12 protein-coding genes and 1 riboswitch are annotated in these 17,393 nt (G+C 62.5%); all 12 genes read right to left on the bottom strand.

Translation table 11 applies throughout. From position 1 onward, the window contains the following. Window positions 1–83 precede the first annotated feature (83 nt). The 12 genes from ACO6VD_RS11010 to tssJ all read right to left on the bottom strand — a co-directional run bounded on the left by ACO6VD_RS11010 (window position 84) and on the right by tssJ (window position 17,379). A complete protein-coding gene (locus ACO6VD_RS11010; RefSeq protein ID WP_422418983.1) occupies window positions 84–227 on the bottom strand; it encodes a hypothetical protein in 144 nt (47 codons plus the stop codon). Between the two features lie 155 nt (window positions 228–382). Next, a complete protein-coding gene (locus tag ACO6VD_RS11005; RefSeq protein ID WP_422418981.1) occupies window positions 383–2,059 on the bottom strand; it encodes an MFS transporter in 1,677 nt (558 codons plus the stop codon). A gap of 300 nt (window positions 2,060–2,359) precedes the next feature. Next, complete coding sequence (locus tag ACO6VD_RS11000; RefSeq protein WP_422418980.1) at window positions 2,360–4,501, bottom strand: TonB-dependent receptor; 2,142 nt, start codon at window positions 4,499–4,501, stop codon at window positions 2,360–2,362. A 107-nt stretch (window positions 4,502–4,608) separates the two neighbouring features. Continuing rightward, window positions 4,609–4,815, bottom strand: a riboswitch (cobalamin riboswitch). 45 nt (window positions 4,816–4,860) lie between these two features. Then, on the bottom strand, window positions 4,861–5,424 hold the full coding sequence (locus tag ACO6VD_RS10995) for a GNAT family N-acetyltransferase (protein ID WP_422418978.1): 564 nt from the start codon (window positions 5,422–5,424) through the stop codon (window positions 4,861–4,863). Window positions 5,425–5,516: 92 nt separating this feature from the next. Continuing rightward, on the bottom strand, window positions 5,517–6,614 hold the full coding sequence (gene tssA / locus ACO6VD_RS10990; protein WP_422418976.1) for a type VI secretion system protein TssA: 1,098 nt from the start codon (window positions 6,612–6,614) through the stop codon (window positions 5,517–5,519). A 94-nt stretch (window positions 6,615–6,708) separates the two neighbouring features. Further along, a complete protein-coding gene (locus ACO6VD_RS10985; RefSeq protein ID WP_045183963.1) occupies window positions 6,709–7,227 on the bottom strand; it encodes an Hcp family type VI secretion system effector in 519 nt (172 codons plus the stop codon). A 157-nt stretch (window positions 7,228–7,384) separates the two neighbouring features. Beyond that, complete coding sequence (gene tssM / locus ACO6VD_RS10980) at window positions 7,385–9,880, bottom strand: type VI secretion system membrane subunit TssM (protein ID WP_422418974.1); 2,496 nt, start codon at window positions 9,878–9,880, stop codon at window positions 7,385–7,387. Next, window positions 9,877–10,800, bottom strand: coding sequence for a type VI secretion system-associated protein TagF (gene tagF / locus ACO6VD_RS10975; protein WP_422418972.1), 924 nt, complete (start codon window positions 10,798–10,800; stop codon window positions 9,877–9,879). Before tagF ends, tssM begins: the two co-directional genes overlap by 4 nt. Continuing rightward, the gene (locus tag ACO6VD_RS10970) at window positions 10,797–14,615 is read right to left on the bottom strand and encodes a type VI secretion protein IcmF/TssM N-terminal domain-containing protein (protein ID WP_422418970.1); all 3,819 of its coding nucleotides are present in this window, start codon (window positions 14,613–14,615) and stop codon (window positions 10,797–10,799) included. Before ACO6VD_RS10970 ends, tagF begins: the two co-directional genes overlap by 4 nt. A gap of 30 nt (window positions 14,616–14,645) precedes the next feature. Further along, window positions 14,646–15,359 (bottom strand): type IVB secretion system protein IcmH/DotU, encoded by a 714-nt coding sequence (gene icmH, locus ACO6VD_RS10965; protein WP_400170851.1) that lies wholly within the window; start codon window positions 15,357–15,359, stop codon window positions 14,646–14,648. Continuing rightward, complete coding sequence (tssK, locus tag ACO6VD_RS10960; protein ID WP_422418968.1) at window positions 15,356–16,699, bottom strand: type VI secretion system baseplate subunit TssK; 1,344 nt, start codon at window positions 16,697–16,699, stop codon at window positions 15,356–15,358. The genes icmH and tssK overlap by 4 nt, the downstream gene beginning before the upstream one ends. Continuing rightward, window positions 16,696–17,379, bottom strand: a complete 684-nt coding sequence (gene tssJ, locus ACO6VD_RS10955; RefSeq protein WP_422419039.1) for a type VI secretion system lipoprotein TssJ — start codon at window positions 17,377–17,379, stop codon at window positions 16,696–16,698. Before tssJ ends, tssK begins: the two co-directional genes overlap by 4 nt. Window positions 17,380–17,393: the final 14 nt, after the last annotated feature.

Genomic DNA, 17,393 nt, shown 5'->3' with positions numbered 1-17,393 from the left:
TGACGTCACTAATCTGGCGAACATTCCATTTGATGGCTTTTTAGCACCATTCAACGTTGTCGCCAAGGGCAATTAGCCATCATTCATGTCGTTGCGGTACTTTCCGTCGACCGTTGGCGGGACTTCTCGCGGTCCAGTTCTTTACGCAATTCGTCGATGGTCTGATTGCGCTTCATCATGGCCGCGCCAAGCGCAAGACCGAGGGCAAAGCAGATCAATTCCTTCATGGGGCACACCTCGCAGGTAGATGAAATGTTGAGATCAATCATTTCGCCACCAGGCGACAACCTGTGTCGTCTACTGCGAGAGGTTGGGGAAAAGGTAAAAAATTGCTCGTTGTCACTTGACCCTCTCCCTGGCGGGAGAGGGTCGTGTGGCCATTTCAGCCGTGATGAATGTCGCGGTCTTTGGTCTCCGGCAGGAAGAAAATACCCAGGATCGCCGTCATCACCGCGATCACGATCGGGTACCACAGCCCGTAATAGATATCCCCCGTGGCCGCCACCATGGCGAACGCCACCGTCGGCAGGAAACCGCCGAACCAGCCGTTGCCGATGTGGTAGGGCAGCGACATCGAGGTGTAGCGGATACGCGTCGGGAACAGCTCCACTAGCCAGGCGGCAATCGGGCCGTAGACCATGGTCACGTAGATCACCAGAATGGTCAGCAGCAGTAGCACCATCGGGTAGTTGGTCTTGGCCGGGTCGGCTTTCTCGGGGTAACCGGCGTCCTTCAGGGCGCCGCTAAGAGTTGCGACGAAGGCATCATTCTGCGCCTTGAAGTCGGCGGCCGGCATGCCGGACCCCTCAAAACTCTGCAGTACTTTGTCACCGATGCGGATCTGCGCGACAGCGCCAGGTTCGGCTTTCACGTTCTCGTAAGGAATCGCGCGTTTTGCCAGCACGTTTTTCGCCAGGTCGCAGGAGCTGGTGAATTTGGCCTTGCCCACCGGGTCGAACTGGAACGCGCATTTATCGGGATCGGCGATCACCGTCACCGGGTTCTTTTCCTGGGCAATGAACACGTCAGGGTTGCCGTACTCGGTCAGTGCTTTAAAGATTGGGAAGTAGGTCAGCGCGGCGATGATACAGCCGGCCATGATGATGCCCTTGCGGCCGATGCGGTCGGAGAGGCTGCCGAACAGGATGAAGAACGGCGTGCCGATCAGCAGCGAGCCGGCAATCAGCAGGTTGGCGGTTTGCGGGTCGATTTTCAGTGTCTGCAACAGGAAAAACAGCGCATAGAACTGCCCGGTGTACCAGACCACCGCCTGCCCGGCAGTACCGCCGAGCAGGGCCATGATCACGATCTTGAGGTTGTCCCAGCGGGCGAAGGATTCAGTCAGCGGCGCCTTGGAGGCTTTGCCTTCGGCTTTCATCTTCAGGAACACCGGCGACTCGCTGAGTTGCAGGCGGATGTATACCGACACGATCAGCAGCAGGATCGACAGCAGGAAAGGTATGCGCCAGCCCCAGGCTTCGAAGGCTTCGGTGCCGAGGATGGTGCGGCAGGTGAGGATCACCAGCAACGACAGGAACAGACCCAGGGTCGCGGTGGTCTGGATCCACGAGGTGAAGTAGCCGCGCTTGCCTTGCGGCGCATGTTCAGCCACGTAAGTCGCGGCGCCGCCGTACTCGCCACCCAGGGCCAGGCCTTGCAGCAAACGCAGGGTGATCAGGATGATCGGCGCCGCCACGCCGATGGTGGCGTAACTGGGTAACAAACCGACGATTGCCGTGGAGATGCCCATGATCACGATGGTGATCAGGAAGGTGTACTTGCGTCCGATCATGTCACCCAGGCGCCCGAACACAATGGCGCCGAAGGGCCGCACGGCAAAGCCTGCGGCGAAGGCGAGGAGGGCGAAGATGAACGAAGTGGTCTCGTTGACGCCGGCGAAGAAGTGCTTGGCGATGATCGCGGCGAGCGAGCCGTAGAGGTAGAAGTCGTACCATTCGAAAACGGTGCCCAGGGACGAAGCGAAGATGACCTTGCGCTCTTCCTTGGTGATTCCGCGGTTGGGCTTGCTACCGGTGGACGTGGTGTCGATTACCGCCATGAGTGTTCTCCGACTTGTTTTTATAGGCCGGAGTACCCACGCGCGCTACCGCACCCTGGCCCTGGGGGTGGCGGTCTGGCACTGCTGCAAGGCTTCTTCAAGCATAATCGTGTTTTTCAGGATATCCACTGGCTTACTGTGGTGCAGGGCTGCCGGTGGGAGCGGGGGGGGGGGGGGGGGGGGGGGGGGGGGGAAAAGAAAGAAAAAGAGGAAAAAAAAAACACCCCACGCTTGCCCCGCGATGCGGTGTGACTGAACAACCGCAATCGCGGGGCAAGCCCGCTCCCACCGGTGTAGTGCTTAGAAGCTGTAGTCCACAGTCGCAAAGTACGAGCGTGGCTCACCCATGATCCACTGCTGGCCACTGTGTGCGGTCGCAGCGTAGCGGCGGTCCAGCAGGTTGTTCAACTGCAGGCCCAGGCGCACATCGGGCAGCAGCTGCCAACCCAGGTTGGCATCAACCACGGTAAAGCCGGGTACGGTCTGGGTATTGGCGGTGTTGGCATAACGCTCATCGACATAGCGCAAACCCATGCCGGCATCCACACCCTGGCCCAGGCCTTTGCTCACCCACAGGTTGGCGGTGCGCCGCGGTACGTTGCTGGGCCGGTTACCGGCGCGCGAGACCGACTGGCCGCCTACGGTCTGGTCGAAATCGTCGTACTTGGCGCGCACCACCGAGGCGTTGGCCGACACATGCCACTGGTTGGCCAGGGCCAGTTCCAGGGTTGCTTCCAGACCGTCCGAGGTCTGCTGCCCGGCCTGCTGTTTCTGGTGGGTGACCGGATCGTCGACCAACAGCTTCTTTTTGACGATGTGATAGGCCGCCAGGGTCCATTCGCCACGGCCGTCCCAGAACAGTTGCTTGAGGCCCAATTCAGTCTGCTTGGCTTCGGTCAGGTCGAAGTTCTGCTGGTTCGGATTGAGGGTGATGAGGTCGCTGACACCATCTTCGCTGGTGGAGTACTGACCATACAGCGACAATTCCTCAGTCACGGCAAACACCAGGCCGGCACGCCAGTTGCCGCCGCCGAGGCTGCGGTCGGTGCGACTGTCGTTGACCAGGTTGTCGCGGTCGATATGGTTCTGGTCACGACGTATACCGGTTACCAGCGACCAGCGCTCGGACAGCTGCGTACGGTTTTCGGCGAACAGGGCAAAGGTGCGGGTCGTGCTCTGGGTTTGTGGGCGGGTTGGGTCCTGGCTATGGAAGTAACCAGGTGCCGGGTTCCACGGGTCGATGTAATCGCCACCGATGTCGTTGTACGGCGAGTTGCTGTCAATGCCGAAGCGAATGCGGTTGTACTCGGCGCCGACCACGGTCTTGCTGGCCAGGCCGAACAAGTTGTGATCGAAGGTGAAGCTCTGGCGGTCACCGATCTGTTCCTGGTCGTGTTTGATCTCCAGATAGCTGCCGCGCTCCAGCTGCCCCAGGCCGCTGTTCCAGGTGTAGTCCTCGGCGTTGCGCCAGTGCCGGCGGCTCTTGATGTAGTACAACTGGTTGCTGGCGCTGACCGAGTCGCTGAGGGTCCAGTCGCTGTTCAGCCGGGTCCACTCGTCGTGGTAGCGCTGCACGTCATCGCGAACGTTGTAGTTCTTCTTGCGCAGGCTGTCGCGGTAGTGGCCGTCAATCAACGGCGTGCCGAAGTAGTTCATCGGCTCGGCGTCGCCGCGCTCGTGGGCCAGGGTGAAGCTCAGATCGTCGCTGGCGTCGAAACGCAGGGCGGCGCTCATGGCCAGGTTCTTCGAGTCGCCGCGATCGACCCAGCCGTTGCTTTGCTGGCGATTGAGGGTAACCCGGTAGCTCAGGCGTTCGCTCAGCGAGCCGCCGCTGTCCAGGCCCAGTTGCTGACGATCATAGGAACCGTAGCCGAGGCGCAGGTGATTGCGGATGTCGCCGGCGAAGGGCTTCTTGGGGATCACGTTGATCACCGCGCCGGTCGCGCCTTCACCATAGAGCACCGAGGCGGGGCCACGAATGACGTCGATGCGCTCGACCATCCACGGATCGACCGGGAACGTCTGGGTACCGGCACCGGTGTACATCCGTGAGCCATCGAACAGGGTCATTACCGACCCATGTCCTTCAAAGCCGCGGGCCGACAGGGCGGTGCCGCCGTTGCCCGGCGTCGCTACCGAGGTGATGCCCGGCGAGCGGGTGACTGCGTCCTGCACGGTAAGGTTGTTGCGCCCTTCGATCACCTCGGCACTGATGCTGCTGGTGCTGGCTGGGGTGTCCATGGCGCTGAGGTTCAAACGCGAGCCGGCTGGCAGCGGGGTCGCCAGGCTGATCGGTTCGTTGTCGCTGCTGCTGGTGATCGCCGTCGAGGGCAGGGCCAGGGCCGGGCTGCCGGTTTCAGCGGCGAAGGTTGGCAAGGAGAATGCCAGACAGGGGGCCAGGGCATTGGCCGCCAGGGTATGAAGCTTGGGGTAACGGGACATATCGATCCACAATCTGCTGGAAGGTATGGAGCCCGGAGGGAACAACGCATGAAGGAATTGCGCGCGCAGGCGCCCGCAAACCGGCCTGCGCCCGCCCACCGCGGGGTTGCCAAACGAAGCTTCAGGCCGGTCTCCGGGCTTGCGAGGGTCATGAACGCCTTCACCTTCCCATGCCGAGGCACAGTGGTGTTTCGAAGGCTTCGCTCGCTTACCGTTGCGGGGGCAGCGCCGGACTAGTCACTTGCAGTGACGCACCGGCTTCCCGTTTCACCCTGCGCACGACGACGCAGGACACCTGAAACTGGCGCGCATCTGAACATTGAACGTGTTTGCCGTCAATGCGTTACGCGCTTGGGGGATTAGCGTCCGCGCTTGCGCGAGACCACCGCCTCGATGTTTTTGCGCCCGATCAGCATGGGTTGCTGTGGCTGGGGTTGCTCCAGCCACTTGTACATCACCAGACAATCCACCAGCCCCAGGCGCGCATGCCGATAGGCCCGTGGCAAACGCCCGACCACCTCGAAGCCAAGCTTTTGCCACAAGGCCACGGCCGCCTCGTTGCTCGACACCACCGAGTTGAACTGCATGGCCAGAAAACCCTGCTCGCGGGCCAGTCGTTGCGAGTGTTCGCACATCAACCGGGCGACGCCGCGCCCGCGTGCAGCTTCATTGACCATGTAGCCGCAATTGCTCACATGATTGCCCGGGCCGGCAGCGTTGGCTTTGAGGTAGTAGGAGCCGAGCAGCTCGCCGTCCTCTTCGGCCACCAGGGTTCGCAGCGGGGATTCCAGCCACAGCTGACGCGCCTGCTCCTGGTTCAGGGCCGGATCGAAGGCATAGGTTTCGCGGGCCGCAACAATGGCCTGGAAGGTTGGCCAGAACTGTTCGAAGTCGGCGGCGGTCATGGGGCGGATGTGGATCATGGCAGTTCCCGGTAACGTGAACCGCGAGTCTGAAAGCGTTAGTGCCGGCATGCAACTGTTTGTGCATGCCAGCACCTCTGCACTCAGCTTGATCAGGCGCGTGGCTCGCGGGTGCCAAGTACGTCGCGAATAGTATCGACCACATTGCTGTCCTTGATCACATCGCTGAGCCAGCCTTCGAGTGGCATGTTGCCCCACTTGATGGCCCGTTCGATCAGGTAAGGCACCGGGCTTTGCGGCTCGGTCTGCTTGAAGAACTGGGCAATGCCGGCGAGCAGGGTGAAGGCTTCATCGCGGGTCAGCGGCGTGGTGCGCAACGGGGTGCTTGGCACGTCCTGGACAAGGTTGTTCATGGTGACACCTGGCGCAGGGGAAGGGGAGCTGTCGGCGACCGCTTCAGTCGCTGTCGGCGCGGGCGGGCTGAGTTCGATACCGCGGTCCTTCAAGAGTTTTTCCGCCAGTTGGCTGGCCCGCGAGAGGATGTCGACGAGGGTCGCGAAACTGGGGGCTTCAGCGCCGAACAAGCGGTCTATGGTCTGCTGCAACTGGCGGCAGGCCTTGAGGCTGTCGGCGATCTGCAGGGCCTTCTGGCGCAGGTGCTCCGAGTCGCTGAGCAGCACCGAGCGCTGGAAGATTTCGGCGTTGATCTTGCCTTCGTCGAGGGCTACCTGCATGGCCTTGGGGTTCTGCAGTGCGAGGTTTTCCACGTGGCGTGATTCGTCATAGCGAAGCACGCCGAAATGCTGCCCTTGGGTGATGGGCAATCCACCGACGATGTCGGTGAGTGAGGTTTTCAGCCAGGACAGCCGTGCGGCGCGTTCGTCCAGGCCTTCCTCCAGAGAGGGATACAAGGTGTCCCAGAAAGACTGCAGGATCTGCTCGGCCAGGTTGAGGCCGAAGGTGATCCCTTCGAAGTGATGACGCTGCGCCAGGCCTTCGTTGAGCCAGGCCACCAGCATCAGGTCCTTGCTTTGTTGGCTCAGCCCTTGGGCCGAGAGGTTGATGGTCAGGTCCCAATCGGCGGTTTTGAGGTCGGTTTGCCAATCGCCCAGGGTCAGGTAGTCGGGGTCAGCCCGGCGAGCTTCCTTGATCTGGTCGAACAAGGTGGAAAAGCTCAAGTCTTCGCCGCTCCCCGCATCGATGGGCGCGGTCAGTTCGGCCAGCGAAAAGTCGTTGAGAAAATCTGCCATAAAGCACTCTGATCAGGGTAAAGGAGCACCGCGGCCAACTGCTGGCCGCGGCGCTGAACAGGGGTCGCGTCGGCGACCCGCTAGCACTACAGACTCAAGCGAAGACTTTGTTGGCAGTCCGGTCCCAGCCGCCGGTGACGTTGCCGCCACCTTGGCCGTCGGCACGGCTCTGCTGGGTGTAGGTGGTTTTGATCCGGGCGAAGTTGAAGCTGATCTCTTCAATCGGCAGGTCGCTGACGGCTTTGTCTTCGCCGCCCTGATTGCCACCGGCCACGGCCTTGACCGAGGACACCACGACTTCTTCCAGGTTGATGGTCAGGTAGGTGACCTTGTCACCGCCGGCGCGGTTGACGTTCAGCTGGATCTTGGCGATGTGCGTGCCTTTGCAGCAGGCTTCGAACAGTTTGGCCGAGGCCTTGTCTACCGCCTTGCGGATGCTGAAGTCGCTCAGGGCAACGCGTTCGGACGACGCACCGCCCGAGGAGCTGGCAGTCGCCGAGGTGGCCTGGGTAGCGCCGTACTCGTAGCCCAGCACTTCGATCCAGTCCTTGTGCTTGTCATCCAGTACTTCGCCCGGGATGCCGTCGATTTGGATATATGCGTCAAATGCCATTTCTAAACTCTCCTTTCCTTCATTTAAAGGGCCGCTCAGGACTTGCACGCAAGTCACGCCCCTTCGTTAGACCTCGTTGAGCGAGTCAACAGAGGTAGCTTGCCGCTGCCTTGACCTCCTCCTGTGAGGGCTCGGCAGCCGGTTCTTCAGCGCGGCCTCAGTTGAGCCCGCGCACTTCGATCTCTACCCGACGATTGGGCTCCAGGCAGTGGATCAACTGCGCCCTGGGCATCTGCATGTCGCATTTGACCAGGGGCTTGCGGCTGCCTTCACCCTGGGCGTCGACCAGATCGGCAGGCACGCCCTTGCCGACCAGGTAAGTGCGAATGGTCTGTGCCCGTTGCCGGGAAACCTGCAGGTTTCCTTGCGGGTCGCCCAGTTGGTCGGCGTGCCCGGAGATAATGATTTTTCCGATATTGGGTGTGTTCAACAGCTTGTTGGCGATGGCGCTCAACTGGTTCTGGCCTTCGCTTTTGAGGCTCTGGAAATCGGCACGGGCGAAGGCGAACAAGGTGTCCGACTCCAGGGTGATGGTCTCGATCGAGCGCAGCGATTGGGTCAGCAGGCTGTTGATGTAGTTACGCGAGCTGGAGACCAAAAAGGCGTTGTCGAGGATCCGTGGTACGTCCGGCTGGCGAATCTGATCGCTGTAGAAGTCGATCTGGCGGCTGGCGAACAGGTAGTCCTGGTTGGCACCGGCCTGAGTGCCGACGGCGGCCATGGTCTTGCCGGTCTGGCGGGCAATCGCCGGGTACCAGTAGTCCGGCAGTTTCGCCTTCAGAAAGGCCGGGTCGGCCTTCTCGCGCTGAGCGGGCGACAGCATCACGTAGGTGTCCAGGGTCGCCTTGCCGAAGTCGGCGATCGATTGCGCGCGGTTGTCGTGCGGCAGCGCTTCGGGTTCGACGCTGTCGACGCCGGTTACCGGCATCAGCTCGCGGCTGTTGCGCTGATAGACCTTGAGGGTGGTCAGCAGGTACAGCGAGCGGGTCAGGTTGTCTGCCGTCGGCTTGAGCATCACGCTTTCCAGCCAGCTGAAATAGCGGCTACGCAGCAGCGGTTCGACCGCATGGCCCTGATACAGTCCCAGGCGCAGGCGCATGGGTACGCCCTCGTCGTGGTGCTGCTGGTAGTAGTGCGACGTCCAGAAACGCAGGCGGTCCAGGCTGTTCCAGGCGGTGTACTGGTCACTGGCGAGTTTGTCCTGTGCTGCGGCTTCGCTGAGCTGGGTACCGATTTCGGCCAGGGTGCTGCTGTTGTTGTAGTACGACCAGCCCCACAGACTGCAGAGCAGCACCGCGGCCAGGCTGGCACCGCCAATCCAGGTGGCCTTGCGCCGGCGCTGGCGATGGTTGGTGGTATACAGCGCTACCAGGTGCTGGTCGGGGATGATCACCTTGCGGAACAGGCTGTTGATGAACAACGGCCCCGGCTGGCTGTTGCCGCTGGCGGCTGGCTGATCGTGCTGCAGTGCAAAGCGCTCGCTCACCCATTGGGTATGGCCACCCAGTTGCGCCTGGTCGGCGTCCAGCGCACTGGTGAAGTAGAAGCCGCGCAGCAGCTCGGCGTTCTGGTAGGGATTGGCGCGCAGGAGGCTATCGACAAACTGTTGCAGGCGCGGCTTGAGTGCTGCCAGCTCCAGAGGGAAACGGTAGGCCGCGTTGTTCTGGCGGGTGATCTGGATGTCCTGGAGTACCAGCTGCTGGCGCGCCACCTGTTGCCAGTAGCCGACCAGCTCATCCATGGCCTGGCCGAAGCGTTGCCCCCAGTCGGCCTGCTCATAGCCCTTGTGCGAGAAAGTCTTGCCCATCACTTCACCACGGGCGCCGTCATCGAGCTGGCGGTAGAACGCGGCGAAGCCGGGGATCAGGTCGCATTTGGTGAACACCAGGTAGACCGGCAGGCGCACTTCCAACAGGGCGCAGCTTTCCTGGATGCGTTCGCGCAAGCGTTTGGCCAGACGCTCCTGGTCTTCAGGCGAAGATTGCAGGATGTCAGCGATGCTGACGCTGACAATCAGGCCGTTAAGTGGCCGGCGCTGGCGGTGCTGACGCAACAGTTGCAGGAACGCGCGCCACTTGCCGGCTTCCTCGGGGCTGTTCATGTAACGCCCGGCGGTATCCAGCAGCACGGCTTCGGAGCTGAAGAACCAGTCACAGTTGCGCGTTCCACCGAGGCCGGCGACTCGCGCCCCTTCGCGCTCGGCATAGGGGAAGTTGAGCCCCGACTGGTAGATCATCGTGCTTTTGCCGGCCGCGGGCTGGCCGATCACCAGGTACCAGGGCAGGGCGTACAGCACATCTTTGCCGTGGGTGCCACGGGGCTTGTTGCTGTGCAGGCGTTCGATGCTTTGCAGCAGGCGCTCACGTAGCAGGCTGACTTCTTCGCGGTCGGCGGGGTTGGCGTTGAGCACCGCCTGGTCAGCGTCGTCACGCAGCAGCCCTTCGAGGTTGTGGTGACGGGATACGCCGCGGTACAGCAGCAGGACATAGCCCGCTGACAGCAGCAGGAACAGACCGATACCTGCCAGCAGGCTGTGCAACGAAGCGAAGCCCAGGCTGTGTCCGATGGCCCAGACAATAAAGATCGCCAGGAAGAAGCACACCCCCAGAATGTAGGGTTGGTAACGCAAGCAGTAGTATTTGATCTTGTTCATACAAACGTGGCATCCAGCGCGTCGACAAAGCGGTCGATAACGTGATCAAGGGGGCGGTCGATATCAGCCAGCGGTGTGCTGCGCCGCGCGGGTGCGAGCCGCGCGTCAGGTGTCAGCAGGTCCAGATGGTGTGCGGCCTCGGCGGTTGCGGTCAGCACCCGGTAGGTGTTGGCACTGCGCCGGGAAGGAAAGCAGTGAAGCTTGGGGCGCATGAAGTCGTCGGCCAGCAGGCTGATGGGCGGAACGTTGCCGCCGCGCATGCGCGTCAGCCAGGTCACCCACAGGTCGGCGGTCGGATTCTTCAAACCGCGTTGCGCCGGCAACGGCAGGCCGATACCGGCTTCGCAATCGCTGTGCAGCATTGGCGCCAATGCCTGTAGCCGGGTCAGAGCGACAGTGCTGTCGAACGCCGGGTAAGTGTCGTTCAAGGCGCTGGTGATATCAGCGAAGCTGAAGTTCTGGAGGAACTTGGCGTGTACCCGCCGAAACAGATCGAAATCCTGCCCTTGCAGAGGCCGCAGCGCCTTGATGCGCTCGAACAATGGCACGCTGCAGGTGCCTTGTACGGCCAGGTGCAGCAGCGGTTTGATCTGCGCGCAGAACAACTCGCCGAGGGTGAAGGGGTTGACCAGCGGCTCGCCATCCTGGGTCTTGATCAGCTGGAAGATGAACAACGGATAGCGCCGGTTGCTGGCGTCCCGCGAGCTGATCAGGCCACCCAGCAGCCAGTTGCCGTTGCTGGCGCGGAAACTGAAGAAACACACCGGCAGGCCCTCGAACAGCGTCGGCCAGTCGTCGCGATGACGCATGGCCGCCAGCCCGCTCTGCAGCCAGGCGTCGAACTCGCAGACTTCATCCGCCGCGCCATGCAGGCTGACGAAGTCTGCACTCGCCGGGAGTTTGCCGAAGCAGCCGATCACTGGGCGGACCTGCCGCTGTCATTGAGGGCGCTCAGTGCCTTGACGTCAGCCAGGTCGGTCAGCTTGACGCCACCAAAGTTGCGCACGACCAGGCTGACCCGGCCACTGGCGGTGTTCCAGCTGAAGCGTTGCTGGATTCCGTCGAGGTCGTCGACGCGGGCGCTTTCGTTCATCCGCAACAGGCCCCAGCGTCCTGGAAAGTCGAACACGCTGATGCGCTCACCGGTCAGGGTGACGACGTCCAGGCGGGCGCCCGGCGTTGGCGTGGGAACCGGCCAGGAGAAGCGGCTCCAGCTGCTGCGGCCGTTGCGGTAGTGCTGCTGCTGGCCGTCGAGGGTAAAAACGATGTCGGTGAACTGGGCCGAGGGCTCGAGCATGATTTCAAAGCCGTTGTCGCGGTCCGACAGGCTGGCAATCACCTGGCCCACCGAGCTGGCTTTGTCGATGCTGTTGATCATCTTCGGGTTGACCAGCGCGGTGGCCTTGGCGCCGCTGCTCAGCCCCAGGCCTTCACCGCCGGACAGATTGCCGATCTCGTTACGCTTGAAGGTCGGTAGCAGTCCCGACTCAGGGTCGACGAAGCGCTGCAGGTCTTTGATCGAGGCTTCGTTGCGGCTGCCGGTGGAAATCGGGTAGCGGTGGGCCATGACTTGTTCCCAGGGCTTGGCGATCTGCTGAGCCCAGGCCTTGGCGATTTGCGCGCCGGCCGGGTCACGCAGGGTTTCCCAGGCGTACTGGATCGGCAGGCTGAACAACCCCTGCAGCGAACGCGACAAACCGCCCTGGCTGGTGTCGACGCTGGTCTCGACATAGTTGCGCACGTTGCTTACTTCGCTCGGCTGGCCTTCGAGGGTCTCGCTGATCAGCTGCTTGCTGCTCTTGCCGACATCCTGGGAGCGCTGAATGTTGTTCATGCGCACCTTGAGCTTGCGCAGGGCCGCCAGGTAGCGGTCCATGATGGTGCTGTCGGCGCCTTCGGCGTTGTGTTCGGCGAATACCCGCGCAACGGGTTCGAAGCGCGTGGCCAGGCTGCCGTCGTCCACGGCCGGCAGTGGCGAGGTCAGGGCATCGGGCAAGGGGTTCTTGGCATCGAAGATACCGCTGACTTTGCCCCAGAAACCGTCATTGCCGGTGGCGCCTGCCTGCGGCGTTTGCCGTGGGGCAGGGAGGTCCCAGCGGGTGTTGTCGTTGACCGCCGCGAGGAAGATCTTCACCGGCGAGTTCTGCACATCGCTGAGCAGTGACAATTGCTCGGTGGCATTGGCCAGGTCGGCGAAATGGCGCACGCCCACGCTGCTGATCATGCTGTACCAGGCCTGGGTGTAGTCGCGCTTGTAGCGCGCCATGAACTCGCGAATGAAGTTGGCCTTCTGCACGATGCTGTCGCCCCCTTCACCATCGAGCACCCAGTCCGATTCGTTACGCAGGTTGCCGGACACCAGCTTGATCAGCTCGGGTTTGACGAACGACTCCCAGCCCTGACGGCTGAAGATCGCTGGCACCGCTTCGGAGCCATACAGCAGCGAACGGCCCGGCATCGGCACCAGATCGTTGAGGCTCAGGGCCGGGAATTGCCGGCTCGACTCCAGTTGCAGGCGCAGGTATTCGCGGTCCACCAGGGAGCTGGAGATCATGAACGATTTCAGGCTCTGGCGGGTTTCGCTGATCAGTTGCTCGTTGCGCGGCAGGGAAGGGGCCTGGCCTTGCTTGAGCAGTTGCACGTACACCGGGACGTTCTGTTCGATGACCTCGCTATCGACCGGCGTGGCCTCGCTGGCCGACGCCGCCCAGGCCTGGGGGAGCGTCGAGGCGACGAACAGCGGCTCCGGATGCGCTTTCGGCTCGGTCAGCAGCAGGTACAGCTTCAACGCGTTGTAGGCCTCGATGATGGACGCTACTTGCTGCTCATCCAGGCGCCCAAGCATCTCTTCGGAAAGCGACAGGCCACCGGTGGTGGCGGACAGCTCCGCGGCGTCGCTGGCAGTGGCCGGAGTGAGCGGGGCGACGTAGGCACCCGCGCGGGTCTTGTTCAACGCCTGTTTGGCCTTGGCACTCAGTTGCGCATTGAGCTTGCTGCCCGTGCGGGTCTTGGCCGTCTGTGCGGGGGCGAATTCCAGCTGTTGGTTCATGCTGTTGGCGAAGGTATTGAAGGCGCGCATCTGCACTTGCATGCGCAAGGCAATCGGCTCCAGCGCCTGGCTGCGCAACTGCTGCAGGTAGGCGCCCTGAGTGGCCTGGTAGACCGACTCGCCGCGATACAGCCCGGCACTCAAGGGCAGCGGGACACCTTTGAGGCGATGGCTCTCGACCGCCGCCATCTGCTGGCGCAGGAGCTCCAGGCCCTGGCCTGCGGCAAGGCGTTGTTCGCGGTCGGGCGACTGCTGCAGCTCGAACACTTGCTGACGCAATCCGGCCAGCCATTGACGGTTGTTGACGAACGACAGGCTCTGCCAGCCGACCAGCGCTACACCCGCCACCAGGGCCAGGCCGATCAGCACCGGGCTGAACGCTTTCTTGCGGCCCAGGCGCGACTGATACAGCGTCAGGTCACGGTCGGGAAAGATCACCCGGCGGAAGGTGTCGGTAATGAAGTAGCTGCGGTTGCCGGTGGGTTTGCCGCTGCCTTGGGCTTGACCCTGTTCCTCGGCAGCCGGTTGCAGGGCAAAGGACTCGGCGATGTCGTCCTCATACACCTGGCTCAGTTGCTGGTCGGTCTGCAGGGCACTGGTGAAGTACAGGCCGCGCAGTAACAGTGGGGTGCCACTCTGGCGAGCGCTGACGAAGTGCTGGAGGAACTGCTCCAGCACCCCGGAGAGTTCAGCGAAATACTGCGGGAAGTGCAACAGCGTGCTGTCGGCATCCGGGCCCAGGGCAACCATCTGCGCATCGACATGCTGGCGAATGCGCCTGTGCAGGTTGTTCAGGCGCGCATTGAGTACCGCACGCAACCCCTCGTTGCGGATCTGCGCAAGGCCGAAGGTCATGCCCAGCGGTTGCTGGCGCTCGTGCAGGTCCAGGCCTTCGAAGGCCTGGCGAAAACCCGGCAACTGGTCGATCTTGCTCAGCATCAGGTAGATCGGCGGGTTAGCGTCCAGGCACTCGGCATATTCTTCGACCCGCGACACCAACTGGGCGGCCAGTTGGTCGCGCTCCTCAGTGCTTGCCGCCAGCAATTCGGGCAGGCTCACCACCAGCACCAAGCCGTTGATCGCAGCTTTGCCCCGTTGTTTTCTGAGGGTGCGCAGAAACGCCGAGAACTCGCTGGCCGACTGGTCATCGCGCAGGTAACGACCCGCCGTATCGATCATCACCGCGTCGGGGCTGAAGTACCAATCGCAGTGCTGCGTGCCACTTTCACCGTCATTGCCGGTGGCAACGCTGGCGGACAGGCCCGAGTGGGTCAACAGTGAGGTTTTGCCCGCCGCCGACATGCCGACAACCAGGTACCAGGGCAAGTCCGACAGCGCCGCCGAGCCGCCACCACCGGCGGAGCGGTCAGTGCGCAGCATGCTGATCGCATGTTTGAGGCGGTCACGCAGTACCTGCTGATCGCGGAACTCGCCGGTGGCGCTCCAGGCGCGATCGGCTTCGATCTGCAGGAGGTTTTCCAGGTTGTGCTCGGCGCGGATACGCCGGTACTGGCGCAGCACGACGGCCAGCAGGAAACAGGCGCTGACCATCGCCATCGCTTCCAGTACATGGGCACGCAGCCACGACACCTGCGGGGCCAGCAACCAGCACGCCAACAGGCCCGCCAGCCACAGCAGCGGCACGATAAACCAGAAACTCTTCAACAAACGCAGTAATGTTTTCATGTCTTCCTGACCCGGTTACCTGACCTGTGCTCAGGCACTGAACAGCTGGCTGATGTGTTCGGCCAGCGCCGCGACGTCCTTGTCCAGCAACCAGTCGAGCGTCAGGTAGACCGCGAGGCAGACCAGTGCGATCAATGCCAGGTACACCCATACCGGCACTTCGTAGCGCAGCATGTTTGACACCTGATCGGGCAATGCCCAGTCGGGCGACAGCGCTTTGGGCGGTTTGCGGTAGCGGGCGATGTCCTGGCCCAGGGTATTGGCCAGGTAGCGCAACTGGTCCTTCTGGCCGAGGCTGAACTTGCCTTCGAACCCCAGGGCCAGGCACAGGTGATAGACCTCCAGCACGTCGAGGTTGTGCTTGACGTCGGCGCGCAGCGTATCGATTTTCTCGAAGAAGCCTTGACCGGCCAGGTGCACGCCAAAATAGCGGAACTGCAGGGGTTGCAGCTCGAAGTGCCGGCGCAGTTCGTTATCGCCCGAGCGCAGCACGCTTTCATCGAGGAAGGCGCACAGGGCGTACTGGGTATCCTTGACCTGCTCGACGCTATAGTTGGCTGCGCGGGCATCGCGCTCCAGTTCGGCGAAGAAGCGCTCGACACTGCTTTCGAAGGCACTGACCGACGTCACCTGGCGGCCACGGCGAACGATCAGCGCCATGCTGATGAAGTCTTGTACCAGGTCTTTGAGGCCCGGTTTGTCGTTGGCGGCCGTGACGGCGCCCTGCATTACGGCTTCGGTCATTTGAGTACCGCCATCAGTTCAAGCTTGAGGTTGGTAAAGGCGCTGGGCGCGTAAAAGCAGATGGTCTGCGCATTCATCATTCGCTCGTAGACCAGGCCATGGGGCTCGATGGCGAAGTACTGATTGTCCAGGCGCACTGGAATGGCGTTGGGCAGGCGCGTCGAGTGGTTGAGGGTGACGCCGGGCATGGCGCTGTTGACCACCACTTCGATGTCTTCCGGCGAGCCCACCTTGAAGGCCCGCGGCACCAGCTCCAGCAGGCTGGCGCCGGGCATGTCGGCGTGCACCGAAATGTAGAAATCCGCCTCGCTCAGGCGCGGATCGAGTAACTGCCCTTGCCAGTACGAAGGCTTGGTTTGCGTCAGGTTGATGACGATGCACTGGTTGGGGACGACGTTGTCGAGCAGCACCCGGATCATCTCGTCGAGCTTGACCAGCGCCGCCGCCGGGTCGTGGTGGTCGTACACGGGAATGTCGTTGAGCTGGGTGTCGAGGGTGAACGTCAGCAGGCCGCCGGCCAGGTCGGCGAGAAACAGGTACAGGCGTTCCGGGTGCAGGCGTGGGTGGGCCAGCAAGTGCGCCAGCTGCGGGTAGGCGCGGTTGACGGTGTTCAGCAGCCAGAACAGGGTGACATCGCTGGAACCGAACTCGGCAATCTGGTCGGCACGTTCGCGCCGCCGCCCCGACAGTGCCTTGCTCTTGGCGTGCAGTGCGCCGAGCAGACGCTTGCCCATGCCGACCAGGGTGTCGTGGCTGCCCAGGTGCAGGGTGGGGTGGACAAAATGTGGGTCGAGGTTGAAGCCGCCGATGTTATTGCGCGACAGCTTGGCAATCGGGCAATAGCTGTAGCCGTCGAGGTTGTCGCCATCGACCAGCATCACCACGTTCAGGCGCAGGCTGGTGATTTCGTTTTCCAGGTCGCCCTCGTTGAGGTCGGGAAGGGTATCGAACTGTTTGCGAAAGCGCCGCGCACTCTTGTGCTCCTGGCCGTCCTCGACGTAGTTCAGGCCAAAGGGCTCGGGCAGTTTCAGCGCCGCGTAGACTTTCAGGTCATTGCCTTTGAGCAGGTCCTGGAGGTCCCGGGCAGCGGGCAGCGGGTCGTGCTGCGGAGCGTCGAACAGGCTGCCATCGGGGAACACCAGTTTCAGCCGCTTGAGCTGCAGGGAGCCGTTGGCCAGGGCATCCTCGTCCACCTGCAAGGCTTGCACGCCCCAGTGAAACGGGGTGCTGCGCAGCGTCGCCTCAGCCAGCTGATGCTGATGGTATTCATCCTGGTACTGGAAGTGCTGGGGCAGCAGGAACATGCCTTCCGACCACATCACCCGGCTCTGCTTGCTCATTTGACGCTTTCCAATAAAGAGTTGAAGGTTGAATCCATGGCTTTCTGCGCCGACTGACCGGCGGCGTCCCCGGCCTTTTCCAGCAGGGCGTCCTGAACCTTGTCGGTGATGCTGCTCTGCGCCGGCTCAATGGCCTGCTGTTGGGCGGCGGCCAACTGCTCGGCGGAGGGCGGCTTGTTCAACACATCGACGCCGCGCAGGGCGGTGATATCGGTGTTGTCCACCAGCACCCGCAAGCCGTCGGAGGAGAACCAGATGCCGTCCTTGCGCAGCGAGTTGGCGTCGAAGGCGACTTTCCAGCGGCCGTTGTCATCCACCCGGAAGAACGCGGCCACGCCGACGTAGCGAGCGCTTTTGCTCAGCGGCCACTGATCGATCTGGCCGATGCCCGGCAGCAGGGTGATCTCGCGGCTTTCGACCAGGGTGTTGCCCAAGGCTTTCTTCGGGTCGTCCCAGAGGCTGTCGGCGTCGGTCGAGGCGAAGCGCTCAAGCGTGGTCAGCTGGTAGACGCGCATCACCACCGACAACGGCGTACCGCTGGCGTCGGGGTTCAGCTGATTGCCGCCGTCGGCGGTGAGGATGACTTTCTCGCTATCGGCGAGCATGTCGGCGGCCCAGGTGTCGTCCATGCGCTTGCCGATACGGTCGGTGACGCCACAGCCGGCGATCACCAGCATCATTGCCAGTGCCGCCA

The organism is Pseudomonas sp. GZD-222 (genome assembly GCF_049310525.1).
In the GTDB taxonomy this organism is placed as follows: domain Bacteria; phylum Pseudomonadota; class Gammaproteobacteria; order Pseudomonadales; family Pseudomonadaceae; genus Aquipseudomonas.
This window is presented reverse-complemented; position numbering and strand designations above follow the sequence as displayed.

What these genes read in the sequence shown, in the direction of transcription:
- ACO6VD_RS11010 (WP_422418983.1), bottom strand. Translation starts at nt 227, where the DNA reads ATGAAGGAATTGATCTGCTTTGCCCTCGGTCTTGCGCTTGGCGCGGCC.
- ACO6VD_RS11005 (WP_422418981.1), bottom strand. Translation starts at nt 2,059, where the DNA reads ATGGCGGTAATCGACACCACGTCCACCGGTAGCAAGCCCAACCGCGGA.
- ACO6VD_RS11000 (WP_422418980.1), bottom strand. Translation starts at nt 4,501, where the DNA reads ATGTCCCGTTACCCCAAGCTTCATACCCTGGCGGCCAATGCCCTGGCC.
- ACO6VD_RS10995 (WP_422418978.1), bottom strand. Translation starts at nt 5,424, where the DNA reads ATGATCCACATCCGCCCCATGACCGCCGCCGACTTCGAACAGTTCTGG.
- tssA (WP_422418976.1), bottom strand. Translation starts at nt 6,614, where the DNA reads ATGGCAGATTTTCTCAACGACTTTTCGCTGGCCGAACTGACCGCGCCC.
- ACO6VD_RS10985 (WP_045183963.1), bottom strand. Translation starts at nt 7,227, where the DNA reads ATGGCATTTGACGCATATATCCAAATCGACGGCATCCCGGGCGAAGTA.
- tssM (WP_422418974.1), bottom strand. Translation starts at nt 9,880, where the DNA reads ATGAACAAGATCAAATACTACTGCTTGCGTTACCAACCCTACATTCTG.
- ACO6VD_RS10970 (WP_422418970.1), bottom strand. Translation starts at nt 14,615, where the DNA reads ATGAAAACATTACTGCGTTTGTTGAAGAGTTTCTGGTTTATCGTGCCG.
- icmH (WP_400170851.1), bottom strand. Translation starts at nt 15,359, where the DNA reads ATGACCGAAGCCGTAATGCAGGGCGCCGTCACGGCCGCCAACGACAAA.
- tssK (WP_422418968.1), bottom strand. Translation starts at nt 16,699, where the DNA reads ATGAGCAAGCAGAGCCGGGTGATGTGGTCGGAAGGCATGTTCCTGCTG.
- tssJ (WP_422419039.1), bottom strand. Translation starts at nt 17,379, where the DNA reads ATGATGCTGGTGATCGCCGGCTGTGGCGTCACCGACCGTATCGGCAAG.